This is a genomic window from Minwuia thermotolerans (assembly GCF_002924445.1).
GTDB classification, from domain to species: Bacteria; Pseudomonadota; Alphaproteobacteria; order Minwuiales; family Minwuiaceae; genus Minwuia; species Minwuia thermotolerans.
Map to the genome: position 1 here is coordinate 57,017 of NZ_PIGG01000015.1, position 17,035 is coordinate 74,051.

Consider the following 17,035-nt stretch of genomic DNA (forward strand, 5'->3'; position numbering starts at 1 on the left):
GATCGACCGCCACTCCGGATTCAGACGCCATGAACGACGCCTGACACCTCCCCATGCAGGAGCCCCGGTTTTCCGCGCCGTCCCGCATAGTCCCGCCTCGTCCCGGAAAGTCCCGGATCACTCCAGAATCAAGTGTCGGTTAACAATCCTGATCGTTGCATGAAGAACAGGACCCCTCACGCCACCAGGGCGCTGTCCTCGGCCGGGCCGGTCTCGGCGGGGATGACGTCGACCTCCACCTTGAGCTGGTGCTCGCCGCCGCCGGTGAGCACGCCCTTGACCGGCGCCACGTCGGCATAGGTCCGGCCCCAGGCCAGGGTGATGTGGTCCTCCCCGGCGAAGCAGGCGTTGGTCGGGTCCAGGTCGATCCAGCCCGCCTCGCGCATCCAGACGCCGACCCAGGCGTGCGACTGGTCGGCGCCGATCAGGCGCGCCTGACCCTCGGGCGGCTCGGTCCTGAGATAGCCCGAGACGTAGCGCGCCGGCAGGCCGATGACGCGCAGCCCCGCGACCATCAGATGGGCGAAGTCCTGGCAGACGCCGCGCCGCTTCTGCATCACCGCGCCGACGGAGGTGGTCACGTCGGTGACGCCGGGCACGTAGTCGAAATCGTCGTGGACGCGCCGCGCCAGGTCGCGGGCGGCCTCCAGCACCGGCCGGCCGGCGGGAAAGCTGGGGCGGACATAGTCGCGCAACTGCTCCGCCACCTGGGAATGCTCGTTGCGGCCGGCGAAGTCCGACAGCGCATAGGCGCGGGGATCGTTGTTGTTCATGACGTCGGCGGCGATGTCCTGCCACGGCTCGGTCGCGCCAGCCGGCGGCAGGACGAGCGGGTCCACCGCCACCAGGCTGGAGCTCTCGACGGCGAAGCGGCGATGCGCGGTGGTCAGCTCGAAGATCGCCACCTCGTTGCCGTAGAAGTCGCGCCGCCGCGCCACCGGTCCGGCGGGCTCCGGCTCGATCACCAGCCGCGTCTCCAGCCGCTTCTGCCGCTCCGTCGAGCGCGGCGTCAGGTGCAGCATGTGATGCGACAGCAGCACCGTGTCGCCATAGGCGTAGGCGGTTCTGTGGCGGACGCGGTAGATCACAGCACGTCCTCGATGCCGGCGGCGAGACCGATGGACAATTGCCGCCCCCGGCCTTCCACATGGCTGAAATAGCGCACCACGACGGCGTCGTTCATCTCCCACAGATGGGATTGCAGGAACTCGACGAAACGCCCCAGCAGCGGTCTTTCGCCGTCTTCCAGCAGCGCGAGCTGCGCCGCATCGGCGGTCCTGACCGCGGCAAAGGCCGAGACCGCAAGGCGCTCGTCGTCGCCCACCAGCGGCCCGCGCAGTTCGGCCAGGGCCTCCACATGCCCGGTGATGCGGCGGAGCTGATGGCCCAGCGAGCGGGGATTGTCGAGGTCGGAGATCAGCAGGTCGAGGACCGTGGTGAATTCCGGACGATCGCGGTAGCGCCCGCGATAGGTGGTGACGCAGTCGCAGACCTCCAGCAGCGTCTCCAGCATCAGCCGCGAACCGCCACTGGGCTGCAGCACGGTGGCGGAGAACAGCTCCAGCATCTGCAGCCCCGTCTCCAGCCGCCGGCCGAGATCGTAGAAGCGCCAGGCGTGGCCGCGGTCCATGGTCTCGTTGGTGGAGCCATTGGCCGCCTGCAGGGCATAGACGACGTCGTCCATCCGTTCCCCCAGCAGGGTCGGGCGGCGCGGCGCGCGCCGGGCCGCGCCCAGCGCCTCGTGCACCCGCGTGACCGCCAGCCAGGTGTCGTTCGACATCACGTGACGCACGGTCTCGGCCGAATCGCGCAGCCGCGTCAGCGCGTGCAGCAGCCCGCCCTGATGATCGGGATCGAACAGCAGCCCCGAGGCGTGATCCAGCAGCCGGGCCGGCGTTGCCTTCTCCGCCTCGGGCGCGCTGAAGACGCCGGAGCCGAGCAGGCCGCGCACGACCTCCGCCTCCTCGCCCGTGGCCAGCGGCAGCAGCCGTTCGTCGACGCTGTTGACCGCGCCGCGGAAGCGCCGGGCGATGGCCGTCGCGCGCTCCAGATAGCGGCCGAACCAGTACATGCCGTCGGCGGTGCGCGACGGCAGGTTGCCGCGGCCGCGGCGGATCTCGGGCGGGCGCTCGGCGGGCTCGCTCTCCCCGCCCTCCGGGCCGACCTGACCCAGCACCCAGACGTCCTTGGCGCCGCCGCCGCGCTGCATGGAGACGACCGGGTCGTGGCGGTCGGGGGCGACGCGGACCATGCCGCCGGGCATCACCGTCCAGCCCTCGGGCGTCCAGCAGAGCAGCATACGCAGCATGATCGCCCGCGGCTCCAGCCCGTGATCGGACCAGGTGGGGGCGGTCGACAGGCGGACATATTCCTGACCGATGAAGCGCTCGGGGCGTTCGCCGATGGCGGTCTCCAGCGCCGCCAGCCGCGCGGCGTCCGCCCTGGCCCCGAAGACGGGCTCGCCCGGATCGGAAGGAAAGGCGGGCTTGACCACCAGCGAGTCCAGACTTTCGCGCACATGGGCGCGCTCCTGCGTCTGGCCGCACCACCAGGTGGCGACCGACGGCAGACGCAGTTCCTCGTCCAGCAGGCTGCGGCAGAGGCCCGGCATGAAGGGCATCAGCCCCGGCGATTCCACCACGCCCGAGCCCAGCGCGTTGACCACCGCGACCGCGCCCTCGCGGGCCGCATGGGTCAGGCCGGCGACGCCCAGCGCCGAATCGCCGCGCAGCTCCAGCGGGTCGCAGAAGGCGGTGTCGGTGCGGCGCAGGATGACGTCGACCAAGCGCAGACCCTGCAGGGTCTTCAGGAATACCTCGCCGCCGCGCACGGTCAGGTCGTCGGCCTCAACCAGCGGGCAGCCCAGCCGCCGCGCCAGATAGGCGTGTTCGAAATGCGCCTCGTTGCGCGGCCCCGGCGTCAGCACGACGATGCGCGGATCGTCCTTGCCGGGGGCGGCCGCGCCCAGACCCTCCCGCATCGCCGCGAAGAAGGCGGAGACCGGCCGCACATTGGCGCGGCGCATCAGTTCCGGGAACACCCGGCCCAGGATCGCCCGGTTCTCCAGCGCATAGCCGAAGCCCGACGGCGCCTCGGTGCGGTCCATCATGATGCGCCACTGGCCGTCCGGGGTGCGGGCGAGATCCGCGCCGTAGAGGAACAGCCGCTGGCGGTCGCCGCCGGCGGCGTCGACGGTGGGTCGGAAGAAGCCCGGATGGCCGAACACCAGCGGCGGCGGGATCAGGCCGCTGGCGAGCAGGGTCTGCGACCCCAGCAGGTCGCGCAGGATCAGATCCAGCAGCTTGGCGCGCTGCGCCAGCGCGGCCGACAGCATGCCCCACTCGTCGGCGCGCAGCACCATGGGCACCGGATCGAGCCGCCAGCGGTCCGCCTCCGACTGGCGGCCGTGATAGACGTTGTAGGTGACGCCATGCTCGCGGAGGGTGCGCAGGCCGCGGTCCCAGCGCCGGCGCCAGTCCTCCTCCGACAGTTCCGCCATGAAGTCGGCGATCTCCCCCCAGGCCGGCCTGAGACCGCCATGGGATTCGGTCATCTCGTCATGGACGCCGGGTTCCGGCCCGTAGCCCAGGCGGAAATCGCTGCTCCAGGGATTCCGGGGCGCCGCCCGCTCGCCGTCGCCCATGCCGGTCCCGCTCACACGTCCGATCGCATGACCGGCGCGCGCAGGTCGAGCGTGTGCGGATAGCTCGGATTGTGCTCGCGCACCGGCACGCCGGCGACGCCGGGCGTGTGCCCGTGCGCGTCGAAGCGCGCCAGCCGCCGGCCCTCGGCCTCCTCGGCATTGACGGGCGTGGTCTCGTGGGAGCGGCCGCCGGGGTGGGCGACATGATAGCGGCAGCCGCCGAGCGCGCGGCCGTTCCAGCTGTCGATCAGGTCGAAGACCAGCGGCGAATGCACGCCGATCGTCGGGTGCAGGGCCGAGGACGGCTGCCAGGCGCGGAACCGCACCCCGGCGACGTACTCGCCCGCGGTCTCGGTGGCCTGCAGCGGCACGCGGCGGCCGTTGCAGGCGATGACATAGCGCTCGGGATGGGTCAGCCCGTCGATCCTGACCTGCAGGCGCTCCACCGAGCTGTCGACATAGCGCACCGTGCCGCCGCCGCCCGGCTCCTCGCCCATGACGTGCCAGGGCTCCAGCGCGGTGCGGATCTCGATGTTCATGCCGCTGTAGCTGACGTCGCCGCAGCGCGGGAAGCGGAACTCGAAATGCGGCGCGTACCAGTCGTCCTGCACGGGGATGCCGCTCTCGCGCATTTCCTGCAGCACGCCGCGGAAGTCCTGCCAGATGTAGTGGGGCAGCATGTAGCGGTCGCGCAGCCGGTCGCCGTGCCGCACCAGCGGCTTGGTGTAGGGATGATCCCAGAAGCGCGCGATCAGCGCCCTGAGCAGCAGTTGCTGCGCCAGGCTCATCTCCGCATGCGGCGGCATCTCGAAGGCGCGGAACTCCACCAGGCCCAGCCGCCCCGACGGCCCGTCCGGCGAGTAGAGCTTGTCGATGCAGATCTCGGCGCGGTGGGTATTGCCCGTCAGGTCGATCAGCAGGTTGCGCAGGATGCGGTCGACCAGCCACAGCGGCGCGTTCTCGCCCGGGCCGGGCAGCTGCGCCAGCGCGATCTCCAGTTCGTAGAGGATGTCGTCGCGGCCTTCGTCGACCCGGGGCGCCTGGCTGGTCGGGCCGATGAACAGCCCGGAAAACAGGTATGAGAGGCTCGGATGGTTCTGCCAGTAGCGGATCAGCGAGCCGAGCAGGTCGGGGCGGCGCAGGAACGGGCTGTCGGCCGGCGACTTGCCACCGCAGACGATGTGATTGCCGCCGCCGGTGCCGATATGGCGGCCGTCGACCATGAACTTCTCGGTGCCCAGCCGGGACTGGCGGGCCTCCTCGTAGAGCGCCATGGTCACGTCGCGCAGGCCGCTCCAGCTGGCCGAGGGGTGGATGTTCACCTCGATCACGCCGGGGTCCGGGGTGACCTTGATGACGTTGAGCCGCGGATCGTGGGGCGGGTCGTAGCCTTCCAGGTGGATCGGGATGTCCATCTCGGCGGCGACGTCCTCGCAGGCCGCCGCCAGCTCCAGATACTGCTCGGCCTGGCTGGTCGGCGGCATGAAGACGTTGAGCCGCCCGCCGCGCGGCTCCACGGCCAGGGCTGTGCGCACGTCCTTGCTGACCAGCCCGACGTCGCCTTCCGTCGGCTCGCGCTGGGCCGCCGGGTCCGGCAGGCGCTGGGGCGACTGCGTCTCGCCGGCGGGCCCAGTCTCGCCGCGACGGAAGGGCTGGCGCTTCAGGTCCGGCTCCGGCAGCGGCCCCTCGATGGAGAACGGGTCGGCCGGGAAATGATAGGGATAGCGGCCGGGCGGGATGTAGGGCAGCGATTCCAGCGGCAGCCGGAAGCCGACCGGCGAATCGCCGGGCAGCAGGAACAGGTGCTCACCGCGGAACGGCCAGCGGCCGGTGATCCAGGACGGACCGGCCTTGGCCTGCCAGGCCTGCAGCGGCAGGACATAGCCCACCGGATTGCCCAGGCCCTGACGCAGCACCCGGGCCAGCCGCGCGCGGTCCTGGTCCTTCTGCAGTTCCGGCGCGTCTGGGTCCAGGTTCACGGGCAGGCCCTGTTCCGCCTGGACGTGCTCCAGCGGGTCCTCATAGGCCGGCATCACGTAGTCCGGGTCGACCTCCAGCCTCTCGCAGAGCGAGATGATGAAGCGCTTCGCGTCCACGGGCGTCGGCTTGTAGTCCACGTCCTCACGGGCGATCAGCCGCTCCTCGTTCCACAGCGGCCGGCCATCGCCCCGCCAGTAGAGACCGAAGGCCCAGCGCGGCAGCGGCTCGCCCGGATACTGCTTGCCCTGGCCGAAGGTCTGCAAGCCGTCCGGCGCGAAGCGCTTGCGCAGGCGCTGGATCAGGTTGTAGGCGAGCTTGCGCTTGGTCGGACCCAGCGCGGCGGTGTTCCATTCCGCGCCGTCCATGTCGTCGATGGAGATGAAGGTCGGCTCGCCGCCCATGGTCAGCCGCACGTCGCCCTGCGTCAGGCGCGCTTCCACCGCCTCGCCCAGAACGTCGATCGCCGCCCACTGCGCGCCCGTGTAGGGCCTGGTCACCCGCGGACTCTCGTAGATGCGCTGGACCGACATCTCGTGGCGGAAATCGACCTCGGAGCGGCTGACATTGCCGGTGATCGGCGCGGCGCTGGTCGGCACGGCGGCGCAGGCCAGCGGAATGTGGCCCTCGCCGGCCAGCAGCCCGGAGGTGGCGTCGAGACCGATCCAGCCGGCGCCGGGCAGGTAGACCTCGGCCCAGGCGTGCAGGTCGGTGAAGTCGGCCTCCGGTCCGGTCGGACCTTCGAGCGCCTTCTGGTCCGGCGTGAGCTGGATCAGGTAGCCCGAGGTGAAGCGCGCCGCCAGCCCGCAATGGCGCAGGATCTGGACCATCAGCCAGGCCGAGTCGCGGCATGAGCCGCGGTTCTTCTCCAGCGTCTCCTCCGGCGTCTGCACGCCGGGCTCCATGCGCACGATGTAGTCGATGCGCTGTTCCAGGTCCTGGTTCACCGCCACCAGGAAGTCGACGATGTGGCGTTCCGAACGGTCGACCTTCGTCAGGTATTCCTGCAGCAGCGGCCCCGCCGGCTCCGGGTCGAGGTAGGGCTCCAGTTCCTCGGCCTCCTCGCCCTCATAGGCGAAGGGGTAGGTCTCGGCATGCTCGGCGACGAAGAAGTCGAAGGGATTGAGCACCGCCATCTCGGCGGTCAGGTCGACCTCGACGTGGAAATGGTCCACCGGATCGGGAAAGACCACGCGGGCGAGATAGTTGCCCAGCGGGTCCTGCTGCCAGTTGATGAAGTGGTTCTTCGGCGAGATGTTCAGCGAATAGCCGATGATCCGCGTCCGGCAGTGGCCGGCCGGCCGCAGCCGGATCACCTGCGGCGAGAGCGAGACCTTGCGGTCGTAGTCGTACAGCGTCTTGTGGTTGAGAGCCGCGTGGATCGGCATGGGTTCGCCCTGACCTCGGTCCGTGAATGTCGGCGTGTGGCGGAAGATAGGCGGGCGGCCGGGGGCCGGCAAGGCGAAGCTGCCCTACGCCTGACGCGCCCCTTCGGTTTCCGGCTCGCTCGCCGGGGTGGCGCGGTATCGGCTCTGACCGTCCTCCAGGAAGCGGCTGTTGGCCTCCCGCAGGCGCGCCGCGGCGTCGTCATAGAGGAAGGGCAGGAAGGCGTAGCGCCGGCCCCGCGTCACCGTCGAGACCCGGTGCAGCAGGGAGCACGAGAACACCAGCGCCCCGCCCGCCGGCGGCCGGAAGCCGCGCGGGCCGTATTCGGGAAAGCCGACCTCGCCGCCCTCGAACCCGTCATTCAGGTTGACCGAGACGGCGAAGCGCCGGTGCGCCGTCCCCCGGGTCGTGTTGTCGCGGTGGGTGCGGAAATGTCCGCCCTCCTCGGCGTCGTAGCAGGCGACGATGTAGCGCTCCATCCGCGTCACCTCGAACTGGTGGATCTTGCGGATTTCCGGCACCACGCGGCGCGCGATCCGCGCCCGGGCCTGCTGGATCACGGCCTCGTCCTCGATCACGTGGTCGCGGCGGCGCTTGTGGGCGTTGTCGTAGGTGGCGACGGTGCGGCCGTCGCGTTCGCGCATGAAGCCCGATTCCTCGCCGCCATGCTCCTCGTAGAGGCCGATGAGCTTCGCGCAGAAAGCCGGTTCGAAGACGTTGGGCAGCACCAGCACCGGCGCCATCAGCTCCACGCCGGCATGGCGCGACGGCGGCGGCAGGCCGTCGAGAAAGGCCAGCAGTTCGGCGATGTCGCCCCGGTCGCCGCGGAAGGGCAGCACCTTCAGCACCCTCAGCGTCGGGTCGAGGACGACCCAGCGCCGGCGCACCACAGGGGCCGCGCCCGCCGCCGGCTCCTTCGGCAACGCGCCGTAGAGACGGCCGATCAGGCCGTCGAAATCCCAGAGAAAGCGATAGCCCGGATAGCTCTCTGCCACGCGCCGGCCGCTCTCGTCGGCCGGATCGGCGCTGACGCCGAAGAAGGAGGCCATGGTGTCGTCGAACAGGTCGGGGCGGGCGCGGACGCCGGCAATGGCGGCCTTCGCATGGTCGTCGCCGGCGGAGGCGAAGAAGCACAGCACGATGTAGCGGCCCGCCGCCGTGTCGAAGGCGTAGCGCGGGTTGGCGAAGGAGCGCTGATGGAACCAGGGCGCGGGATCGCCGGTCATCAGATTGGCGTAGCCGGTCATGGGCTCGGGGTTCCCAAAGCGCCCCGAAATCAGGGAGCGCAGTTCCCGTTTACCCCGAAATCAGCACCGCACAACAGAAATCGGCACCGCGCCGGCCCGGAGCGTTCCGCACGCGCCAACCAGCCCCCTCCGGCTGCTGCGCAGTCACCTCCCCCACAAGGGTGGAGGAATTGCAGGGGCGATCGATCTCCGCGGCCGGATCAGATGCGCACGAAGGGCTGCATCAGCCGGGGCACCCAGCCCTCGAAGCGGAGCGGGGCGTCGGTGGCGATGATGCAGATGCAGTCCTCGCCGGTGTCGGAGACCGGCTGGTGATCCACCTCGCCGTCCAGGTCGGCGATGTCGCCGGCCTGGAAGCGGCCGAGCTCGTCGGTGTAGGAGCCGGAGACGATCAGGGTCATCTCGTGGCCCCGGTGCGTATGGCGCGGCACCGAGCGGCCCGGCGCGATCTTCAGCAGCTTCAGCCCTTCCGGGTCGCGGCCCGTCTCGCCCAGGCGCGCCTGGCGGATGCCGGGCCCGACGGTGCGCCAGCGGATGTCCGAAAGCCGCTCCGGCAGGAGCTGGCCCAGCGGCGCGGCCACGCCGTGACGGCCGGCCCGTGGCGCCGGTTCGGCGGTCTCGGGCCCCGCGCCGGCGATGCGGGCCAGCACCGCGTCCAGCGCATCGTCGCGCAGGGTGGCGGGCTCGGCGGAGTCCAGCAGCTCGCCGCCGATGCCGTCGGCCAGGCGGCTGCGCCCGCGGCAGCGCGGGCAGACGGCCAGATGGCTGGCGACGATGGCCGACAGGGCCTCGTCCAGATGGCCGGCGGCGTAGGCGATCAGGGTCGTCTCGGCCGGATGGTGTCGGATCGACATCACGAATCCTCTCCCACGGAATCACGCACCTTGCGGAAGGCGAGCCGCAGCCTCGATTTCACGGTGCCGAGCGGCAGGTCCAGCCGTTCGGCGATGGCGGAATGGGGTAGCTCCTCGAAGAAGGACAGCATCACGATCTGCGCCTGCTCCGGCGGCAGTTCGGAAATCGCCTGGCGGATGCGCCGTTCGTCCTGCTTGCGGGTCACCGTCTCGATGCCGCTCTCCGGCGGGTCGGGCACGAACATGGGATCGTTCGGGTCCGGCTCCGGGCGGTTGCGGCGACGGATCAGGTCGATGCGCTTGTTGCGGGCGATGGTGAAGATCCAGGTGCTGGCGCCGGCCTTCGCCGGATCGAACAGATGCGCCTTGGTCCAGACGGTCACCATGGTTTCCTGCACCACTTCCTCGGCCAGATCCTCGGACGCGCCTGAGCGCATCATGAAGCCCTTGATGCGCGGACCGAAATGGCCGAACAGGTCGGCGAAGCTCAGCCGGCACCGCGCCTCGGCAACCCGCGCCAGCAGCGCGACGCCGTCGATCTCCGGTGCGGCCGTCGCGCCTGTCGGTCCGCCGCTGCGCACTGTCGCCATTGCCCTCATGGTCCCTTCTACGGCCCCGGCGGCCGGTGGATCACTGCCGGGCGGCGCTGTGATCCGCCGCCGGAAGGCAGACGTAGTGGGGCCATGATCGAAATGAAACTGTTCATGATGTCCGCCCCATGACCGCCGGCCTCCCATTCGGCTCCCGCATCGCCGTCGTCGGCGCCGGCATCTCCGGCCTGTCGGCCGCCTGGCTGCTGGCCGGCAACTACCGGGTCACGGTCTATGACCGCGCCGAATACGCCGGCGGCCACGCCAACACGGTCGACGTCGACGATGGCGGCCGCGCCGTACCGGTCGATACCGGCTTCATCGTCTGCAACGACCGCAACTACCCCAACCTGCTGGCGCTGTTCGACAGGCTGGGCGTGGAGACCGCACCGTCGGACATGTCCTTCTCGGTCTCGGCGGAAGGCGGGCGGTTCGAATACGGCGCCGCCCGGCCGTCCATGCTGTTCGCCCAGGCGTCCAATCTCGCCAGCCCGCGCTTCTACCGCATGCTGCGCGACATCGGCCGCTTCCATCGCGCCGGCAAGGCGCATCTCGCCGGCGGCGGCGAGGCCACGCTGGGCCAGTTCCTGGACTGCCACGGCTTCGGCCCGGAACTGGTCAGCCGCCACGTGCTGCCGATGGGCGCGGCGATCTGGTCGACGCCGGCGGCGCGGATGCTGGACTTCCCCGCGGCGGCCTTCTTCCGCTTCATGGACAATCACGGCCTGCTGGGCCTGACCGACCGGCCGCGCTGGCGCACCGTCCGCGGCGGCAGCCGGGCCTATGTCGAGGCGCTGACGGCCGGCTTCCGCGACCGCGTGCGCCTGAACACCGGCGTCGAGGCCATCACCCGAACCCCCGACGGCGTGCGCGTCGAGGATCGCCAGGACGGCGTCGAGATTCACGACGCGGTGATCATGGCCTGCCACGCCGACGAGGCGCTGGCCATGATCAAGGACGCCGACGGCGCCGAACGCCGCGTCCTGGGCGGCTTCCGCTATCAGCGCAATCTGGCGGTGCTGCACAGCGACCCGGCCTTCATGCCGCGGCGGCGGCGGGCCTGGGCCAGCTGGAACTACCTGCTGGGCGAGGACGACGGCAAGCGCCCGCCCTCGGTGACCTACTGGATGAACCGCCTGCAGCCGCTGGCGACCCGGCGCGAGCTGTTCGTCACCCTCAACCCCGCGGACCAGCCGGCGGCGGGGACGGTGCTGCGCAGTTTCCCCTATGATCATCCCGTGTTCGACGGCGAGGCGGCGGCCATGCAGAAGATGATCTGGAACATCCAGGGCGCGCGGAATCTCTGGTTCTGCGGCGCGCATCTGGGTTACGGCTTCCACGAGGACGGCATCCAGTCCGGCCTCGCCGTGGCCGAGGGACTGAGCGGACTGAGGCGGCCCTGGCGGGTCGACGACGAATCCGGCCGGCTGCAGATCCCGGCCGGCTGGCCCGAGCTGCTGGCCGCCCGGCGGCGGGCCGCCTGATGGCCGATGCCGGCGCCATATATGAAGGCCGGGTGGTCCACCAGCGTCTGAGACCGCGCCGCCACCGCCTGTCCTACCGCGTCTTCACCCTGCTGGCGGATATCGACCGGCTGGACGAACTCGATCGGGATCTCAGGCTGTTCGCCCATGACCGCGCGGGTCTGATGTCGATCCGGAGCCCCGATCACGGACCGAAGGAGCGCGAGGGCACACTGCGCCAGTGGATTGACCGGGCCGTGGCCGGGATCGGCGTCGAGCGCCCGGTCCGGGTCGAGATGCTGTGCTATCCGCGGCTGATGGGCTATGTCTTCAATCCGCTGACGGTCTATTTCTGCCGCGACAGCGGGGACGCGGTGACGGCCACGGTCTACGAGGTGCACAACACCTTCGGCGAGCGCCACGCCTATGTCCTGCCCGTGGACGGCGGCCGCGACGGCGCCCTGATCCGCCAGCGCGCCGACAAGGGGTTTCCCGTCTCTCCCTTCCTGACCATGGAAGGCCAGTACCGCTTCCAGGTCCGCCCGCCCGGCGAGGATGTCGCCGTCGTCATCCGCCATTCCGACGCCGACGGACCCGTGCTGGGCGCGGCCTTCACCGGCCGGCGCCGGCCCTTGACCGACCGGGCGCTGCTCGGCGCGGCGCTGCGTCATCCGCTGATGACCTACAAGGTGATCGCCGGTATTCACTGGGAAGCGGCGCGGCTCTTGCTGAAGGGCGTTCCCTTCATCGGCCGCAACGGCGGCGCGGCGGGAACCGTTCGGGGATGACGATGGACCTGGATTTCGGGGACGCCGGCCGCCGCGAGGGCGCGGGGCTGGCGGGACGGCTCTGGCCGCGGCTGCTGGCCGGGCTGCTGGCGCGCATGGAGCGCGGCCGCATCCGCGTGACCCTGCCCGACGGGCGGGTGCTGGAAGGCGGCGGCGGCGGCGAGACGGCGGAGGTCGCGATCCGCGACTGGCGGGCGTTGAGACGGCTGGCGCTCGGCGGCGAGATCGGCGTCGCGCGGTCCTTTCTGGACAGCGAATGGACGACGCCGGACCTGCTGGCGGTGTTCCGCGTGATCCAGGCCAACCGCACGGCGCTGCACGACGCGCTGCAGGGTTCGGCCCTGTCGCGGGTGGTCAACCTGCTGGCCCATCGCCGCCGCCGCAACAGCCGCCGCGGCAGCCGGCGCAACATTGCCGAGCACTACGACCTGGGCAACGACTTCTACGCCCGCTGGCTCGACCCCTCGATGACCTATTCCGCCGCCCTCTACGCCGACGGCGCCAACAGTCTGGAGCGCGCGCAGGAAGCCAAGTACCGGGCCATCGCCGAGCTGGCCGACCTGCGTCCCGGATGCCGGGTGCTGGAGATCGGCTGCGGCTGGGGCGGCTTCGCGGCGTTCGCCGCGCGCGAATACGGCGCCACCGTCGAGGGCGTCACCCTGTCCACCGAGCAGCTCGAATGGGCCAGGCGGCGCGCGGCGGAGGGCGGCTTCGCCGACCGCGCCAGCTTCCACCTCACCGATTACCGGGAGACCGGGGGAACCTATGATCGCGTGGTCTCCATCGAGATGTTCGAGGCCGTGGGCGAGGAACACTGGCCGGCCTTCTTCCGCACCGTCCGCGAACGGCTGAAGCCCGGCGGCCGCGCCGTGGTGCAGTCCATCACCATCGACGAGGCGGCCTTCGAGAGCTACCGCCGCCGCGCCGACTTCATCCAGCGCTTTGTCTTTCCCGGCGGCATGCTGCCCAGCGCCGAGCGCCTGGTGCGCGCGGCGGGCGCGGCGGGGCTGGAGGCCCGGGCCGAACGCTTCTTCGGCCAGTGCTACGCCCGGACGCTGCTGGACTGGCGCGAACGCTTCCACGGCGCCTGGGGGGACATCCAGACCATGCCCGGCTTCGATCAGCGCTTCCGGCGGCTCTGGGACTACTACCTGGCCTACTGCGCCGCGGGCTTCCAGCACGGCGTCATCGACGTCGGCCATTTCCGCCTGACGAAGCCGGGCTGAGCTCCTGGCGCAGGCGGTCTGGAGATGGCCGGGCCGGCCAGCCCGCCGTCTCCGGGATCCGGAAGGTATGCAGCGCGGCGGCGGCGGCTTTCGGATGTACCGGAGACCATTCGGCTTCGCCAATTCACCCCCGCCCCGACCCTCCCCCATCGAGGGGGGATCACCGCCAGACCCTGCCCGCGCTCTATTCCTTCCTGAGCAGGAAGCGCTGGATCTTGCCCGACGGCGTCTTGGGCAGGCTGTCGGGGAAGGCGACCTCGCGCGGATAGGCGTGCTTGCCGAGCCGCTGACGGACATGCTGGCGCAGTTCCTCGGCCAGCGCGTCGGTGCCCGCATGGCCCGCGGTCAGGATGACGAAGGCCTTGACGATCTCGCCGCGCTCCGGGTCCGGCTTGCCGACCACCGCCGATTCGGCCACCGCCGGGTGCTCCAGCAGGGCGCTTTCGACGTCGAAGGGGCCGATGCGGTAGCCCGCCGAGGTGATGACGTCGTCGGAGCGGCCGACGAAGCTGATGGTGCCGTCCTGGTTTTCCTCGACCGTGTCGCCGGTGAGGTAGTAATCGCCAACCCAGTCCTGCCCCTCGCGGCCGAGATAGCCCTCGAAGAACATGTAGGGGGAGTTCTTCAGGTCCACCGCCAGGATGCCATGCTGCCCTTTCTCGACCGGACGGCCCTGCTCGTCGACCACGGCGAGCGCGAAGCCCGGCATGGGATAGCCGGCGGCGCCCGGATGGACATCATGGCTGAGCCCGTGATGGTTCATCAGCACCATGGCGCATTCGGTCTGGCCGTACTGGTCGAACAGGCGGCTGCCCACATTGGCCTCCCACCAGCGCATCAGCTCCGGGTTGAGCGGCTCCCCGGCGCTGGAAGCGACGCGGATCTGCCCCTTCATCGTCGCCAGCGCTTCGCCGCCGCCGGCGGCGATCATGCGGTAGGCGGTGGGGGCGCCGGTGAAGTTGGTGACGCCCAGCTTCTTCACGATGCGCACCGTGCTGTCGACGCTGAACGGGCCGTCGTGCAGCGTGGTCTGGTGGCCCAGCAGCAGCGGCCCCGTGACGGCGTAGTAGAGGCCGTAGGCCCAGCCCGGATCGGCGATGTTCCAGAACACGTCGTCGGGCAGCAGCTCCAGGCCGAACTTCATGTAGGCGGCGAAGGCGGGGAGCGCCGAGAGCGGCACCTTCACACCCTTGGGCAGGCCCGTCGTCCCCGAGGTCGCCATCAGCAGCATGCCGTCGGATCCCTTCCGCATCACCGGCTCGAAGCGGGCGGGCTCCGCGTCCGCGGCGGCGTTGAAGTCGATGTCGCCGCCATGGCCGCCGATGGTCATGATGACGGGGCGCTCCTCGACCTCGTCCAGCTTGGGCCGGTTCTCCCGGTCGGTGACCACGACCTTCGCGCCGCTCGTCTTCAGGCGATGATCGATCGCCTTCGGCCCGAAGGCGGTGAACAGCGGCTGGTAGACCGCGCCGGCGCGCCAGACGCCGAGCACCAGCGCCACCAGCTCCGGAATCCGCGGCAGCAGGCCCGAGACCCGGTCGCCGGGGCCGACGCCGTGCTTCGCCAGCAGGTTCGCCACCTGCGCCGAGCGATCTCTCAGTTCCTCGAAGGTGATGGCGCGGCTGGTCCCGTCCGCGCCCTCATAGTTCACCGCCACCCGGCCCTGGCCGGCGTGCCGGTCGCAGCACTCGACGCAGGCGTTGAGCGCGCTCATGTCGCCGGCCAGCTCCCGCACCAGGCTGTCGGGATCGAAGCCCGCCATGAAGTCGTGATAGTCCGGCCGCCCGGCCCCGTCCGCGTTCATGCTGTCCTCCCCGGTGACATCGTCTCTCGCCGGAGAGTGCGGCGAGGGGGCGGGAGCGTCAATCGCCGGCGCGGGCGAGCGCCCAGCGGATGGCGTCTTCCGGGGATTCCACAATCTCGCCGGAAGGTGGGGGCGGACGGCCGATCACGATGACCTCGATCCCGAGCGCCCGCGCCGCATCCAGCTTGGCCCGGCCGGCGCCGCCGCCCGAATTGCGGCAGACCAGATGCGTGATGCGGCGGTCGCGGAGCAGCGCCGTCTCTTCCGCCACGGCGCCGGGCGGGCCCTGGATGAAGGTGATGACGGTCGGCGCGCGAGGGATGGCATGGCTGGCTGGCGCGCCTTCTGAATCATTGAGCCCATCACCGGCGCCGGGTGTCTCACCCCCACCCCGACCCTCCCCCACCAAGGGGGAGGGGGATTCAAGCGAAGACCTGTTCGCTGTGTCCGGCGCGGGCGGCGCGTCCACGCTGCGCACCAGCATCTCCGCCGGGTGGCCGCGGAAGGCATCGAGATGGCGCGCGCCCAGCGCCAGGAAGGCGCGGGCGTCCGCGGGCAGCGCCCGGGCCGCGGCCTCGAGGTCTGGAACGACGGTCCAGCGTTCGTCCGGGCCGGGCCGCCAGGGCGGGCGGATGACATGGAGCACCGGAACCATCTGCGCCGCCGCATTCGCCTTCATCCGCGCGGCGAAAGGGTGCGTGGCGTCGATCAGCAGGTCGATCCCTTCGGCTTCGATGAATCGCCGCAGCCCGTCGGCCCCGCCGAAGCCGCCGGTGCGGGTGGCGACGCCGAGATCGCCGGGCCGCGCCGTCGCGCCGGCCAGCGAAGCGGTGACCCGGAAGCGGTCTCTCAGCGCCGCCGCAATCGCGCGTGCTTCCCCCGTGCCGGCCAGCAGCAAGACCCGTTTCATGCGCTTGCATCTTCCGCCAGCGCGGCGATCCCGCCCTGGCGGTCGACGATCATGACGCCGACCCGGACCCCTGTGCCCGCCAGCATCTCCGCCGCGCGCGCCCGTCCGGCCTCCGCCACCGGCCCGGCGAGGTCGAAGCCGGCTTCTCCGCAGAGGTCCAGCGCCTGCTTGGCCGTGTTGGCCGCGGCGACCTTCGCGCGCAGCGCCTCCGGCAGGCCCGGCGTCGCCGCAAGCCGGGCGAAATCCACCTGGCTGCGGCCCGAATGGAGGTCGTTCGCCCCTTGCGCGAATTTCAGCAGCTTGGCGAAGCCGCCGGCGATGGTGAGCCGCGGTACGGGATGGGACTTCAGGTACTTCAGCGTGCCGCCGATGAAGTCGCCCATGTCGAGGACATGGCTTTCGTCCAGGCCGTAGCGCGCGCGTACCGCCGCTTCCGAGGTCGAGCCCGTGGCCGCGGCGACGTGAGCGAAGCCGTTTGCCACCGCGACATCGACGCCGCGGTGGATCGAGGCGATCCAGGCGGCGCAGGAAAACGGCTTGACGATGCCCGTGGTGCCGAGGATCGAAAGCCCGCCCTCGATGCCGAGGCGGCCGTTCCAGGTGCGCTCCGCCAGTTTCTCCCCGCCGGGGATGGAGATCTCGATCTCCGCGTCGCCCGCCGCGCCAAGGGCGCTCGCGGCCTCGAAGATGGCGGCCCGCATCATGTCGCGCGGCACGGGGTTGATCGCCGGCTCCCCGGGGGGCAGCGGCAGGCCGGGTTTCGTGATCGTGCCGACGCCCTCGCCGGCGCGGAAGCGGACGCCCGAACCGGCCGGCAGGCGGCGCACCGTGGCGACGATCAGCGCGCCGTGGGTGACGTCGGGGTCGTCGCCGGCGTCCTTGATCACGCCTGCGCTGGCGGCCTCGCCGGAAAGCCCCTGATACGCCAGCGCGAAGGCGGGCGTCTGCCCCTTCGGCAGGGTGATGGTCACAGGATCGGGGAAACGCCCGGTCAGCAGCGCGGTGAAGGCCGCCTTGGCCGCGGCGGTCGCGCAGGCGCCGGTGGTCCAGCCGGACCTCAGCCGTCCCGTCCTTTCCTCCGCCATGGCCGCGCGCGCCCCCCGATTGCCCTGAAGCTCCGGACGTTCTACATCACGGGACACGACAT

12 protein-coding genes are annotated in these 17,035 nt (G+C 71.0%); 3 read left to right on the plus strand and 9 right to left on the minus strand.

Annotated features, from left to right (window positions below):
* Positions 1 to 176: 176 nt before the first annotated feature.
* From CWC60_RS03465 to CWC60_RS03495, 6 genes are all read right to left on the minus strand, one after another.
* Positions 177 to 1,088, minus strand: coding sequence for a transglutaminase family protein (locus CWC60_RS03465; RefSeq protein ID WP_164516342.1), 912 nt, complete (start codon positions 1,086 to 1,088; stop codon positions 177 to 179).
* Positions 1,085 to 3,658, minus strand: coding sequence for a circularly permuted type 2 ATP-grasp protein (locus tag CWC60_RS03475; protein ID WP_125182717.1), 2,574 nt, complete (start codon positions 3,656 to 3,658; stop codon positions 1,085 to 1,087). The genes CWC60_RS03465 and CWC60_RS03475 overlap by 4 nt, the downstream gene beginning before the upstream one ends.
* Complete coding sequence (locus tag CWC60_RS03480) at positions 3,655 to 7,008, minus strand: transglutaminase family protein (RefSeq protein ID WP_109792617.1); 3,354 nt, start codon at positions 7,006 to 7,008, stop codon at positions 3,655 to 3,657. Before CWC60_RS03480 ends, CWC60_RS03475 begins: the two co-directional genes overlap by 4 nt.
* Before the next feature lie 84 nt (positions 7,009 to 7,092).
* Positions 7,093 to 8,253: a 2OG-Fe(II) oxygenase gene (locus tag CWC60_RS03485; protein WP_109792618.1), complete on the minus strand. Its 1,161-nt coding sequence runs from the start codon at positions 8,251 to 8,253 to the stop codon at positions 7,093 to 7,095.
* 200 nt (positions 8,254 to 8,453) lie between these two features.
* Positions 8,454 to 9,107 (minus strand): ChrR family anti-sigma-E factor, encoded by a 654-nt coding sequence (locus CWC60_RS03490; protein ID WP_109792619.1) that lies wholly within the window; start codon positions 9,105 to 9,107, stop codon positions 8,454 to 8,456.
* On the minus strand, positions 9,107 to 9,697 hold the full coding sequence (locus CWC60_RS03495) for a sigma-70 family RNA polymerase sigma factor (protein WP_109792620.1): 591 nt from the start codon (positions 9,695 to 9,697) through the stop codon (positions 9,107 to 9,109). Before CWC60_RS03495 ends, CWC60_RS03490 begins: the two co-directional genes overlap by 1 nt.
* Positions 9,698 to 9,825: 128 nt before the next feature.
* Between CWC60_RS03495 and CWC60_RS03500 the strand changes: the two genes are divergently transcribed.
* The 3 genes from CWC60_RS03500 to CWC60_RS03510 are packed head-to-tail and all read left to right on the plus strand — an operon-like array spanning position 9,826 to position 13,174.
* Positions 9,826 to 11,181: an NAD(P)/FAD-dependent oxidoreductase gene (locus CWC60_RS03500; RefSeq protein WP_109792621.1), complete on the plus strand. Its 1,356-nt coding sequence runs from the start codon at positions 9,826 to 9,828 to the stop codon at positions 11,179 to 11,181.
* Positions 11,181 to 11,948 carry a DUF1365 domain-containing protein gene (locus CWC60_RS03505; RefSeq protein ID WP_109792622.1) on the plus strand — a complete coding sequence of 256 codons (768 nt, stop codon included), beginning with the start codon at positions 11,181 to 11,183 and terminating at the stop codon, positions 11,946 to 11,948. The genes CWC60_RS03500 and CWC60_RS03505 overlap by 1 nt, the downstream gene beginning before the upstream one ends.
* Positions 11,945 to 13,174 carry an SAM-dependent methyltransferase gene (locus tag CWC60_RS03510; RefSeq protein ID WP_206419749.1) on the plus strand — a complete coding sequence of 410 codons (1,230 nt, stop codon included), beginning with the start codon at positions 11,945 to 11,947 and terminating at the stop codon, positions 13,172 to 13,174. The genes CWC60_RS03505 and CWC60_RS03510 overlap by 4 nt, the downstream gene beginning before the upstream one ends.
* Before the next feature lie 184 nt (positions 13,175 to 13,358).
* Here the strand turns inward: CWC60_RS03510 and CWC60_RS03515 are convergent, their stop codons facing one another.
* Genes CWC60_RS03515 through CWC60_RS03525 form a run of 3 tightly spaced genes read right to left on the minus strand, consistent with a single transcriptional unit; the run spans position 13,359 to position 16,973 of the window.
* Positions 13,359 to 14,978, minus strand: a complete 1,620-nt coding sequence (locus CWC60_RS03515; RefSeq protein ID WP_109792623.1) for an AMP-binding protein — start codon at positions 14,976 to 14,978, stop codon at positions 13,359 to 13,361.
* A gap of 58 nt (positions 14,979 to 15,036) precedes the next feature.
* Positions 15,037 to 15,888, minus strand: coding sequence for a precorrin-6A/cobalt-precorrin-6A reductase (locus CWC60_RS03520; protein WP_109792624.1), 852 nt, complete (start codon positions 15,886 to 15,888; stop codon positions 15,037 to 15,039).
* The gene (locus CWC60_RS03525; RefSeq protein ID WP_109792625.1) at positions 15,885 to 16,973 is read right to left on the minus strand and encodes a cobalt-precorrin-5B (C(1))-methyltransferase; all 1,089 of its coding nucleotides are present in this window, start codon (positions 16,971 to 16,973) and stop codon (positions 15,885 to 15,887) included. The genes CWC60_RS03520 and CWC60_RS03525 overlap by 4 nt, the downstream gene beginning before the upstream one ends.
* Positions 16,974 to 17,035: the final 62 nt, after the last annotated feature.

What these genes read in the sequence shown, in the direction of transcription:
- CWC60_RS03480 (WP_109792617.1), bottom strand. Translation starts at nt 7,008, where the DNA reads ATGCCGATCCACGCGGCTCTCAACCACAAGACGCTGTACGACTACGAC.
- CWC60_RS03485 (WP_109792618.1), bottom strand. Translation starts at nt 8,253, where the DNA reads ATGACCGGCTACGCCAATCTGATGACCGGCGATCCCGCGCCCTGGTTC.
- CWC60_RS03490 (WP_109792619.1), bottom strand. Translation starts at nt 9,107, where the DNA reads ATGTCGATCCGACACCATCCGGCCGAGACGACCCTGATCGCCTACGCC.
- CWC60_RS03495 (WP_109792620.1), bottom strand. Translation starts at nt 9,697, where the DNA reads ATGGCGACAGTGCGCAGCGGCGGACCGACAGGCGCGACGGCCGCACCG.
- CWC60_RS03500 (WP_109792621.1), top strand. Translation starts at nt 9,826, where the DNA reads ATGACCGCCGGCCTCCCATTCGGCTCCCGCATCGCCGTCGTCGGCGCC.
- CWC60_RS03505 (WP_109792622.1), top strand. Translation starts at nt 11,181, where the DNA reads ATGGCCGATGCCGGCGCCATATATGAAGGCCGGGTGGTCCACCAGCGT.
- CWC60_RS03510 (WP_206419749.1), top strand. Translation starts at nt 11,945, where the DNA reads ATGACGATGGACCTGGATTTCGGGGACGCCGGCCGCCGCGAGGGCGCG.
- CWC60_RS03515 (WP_109792623.1), bottom strand. Translation starts at nt 14,978, where the DNA reads ATGAACGCGGACGGGGCCGGGCGGCCGGACTATCACGACTTCATGGCG.
- CWC60_RS03520 (WP_109792624.1), bottom strand. Translation starts at nt 15,888, where the DNA reads ATGAAACGGGTCTTGCTGCTGGCCGGCACGGGGGAAGCACGCGCGATT.
- CWC60_RS03525 (WP_109792625.1), bottom strand. Translation starts at nt 16,973, where the DNA reads ATGGCGGAGGAAAGGACGGGACGGCTGAGGTCCGGCTGGACCACCGGC.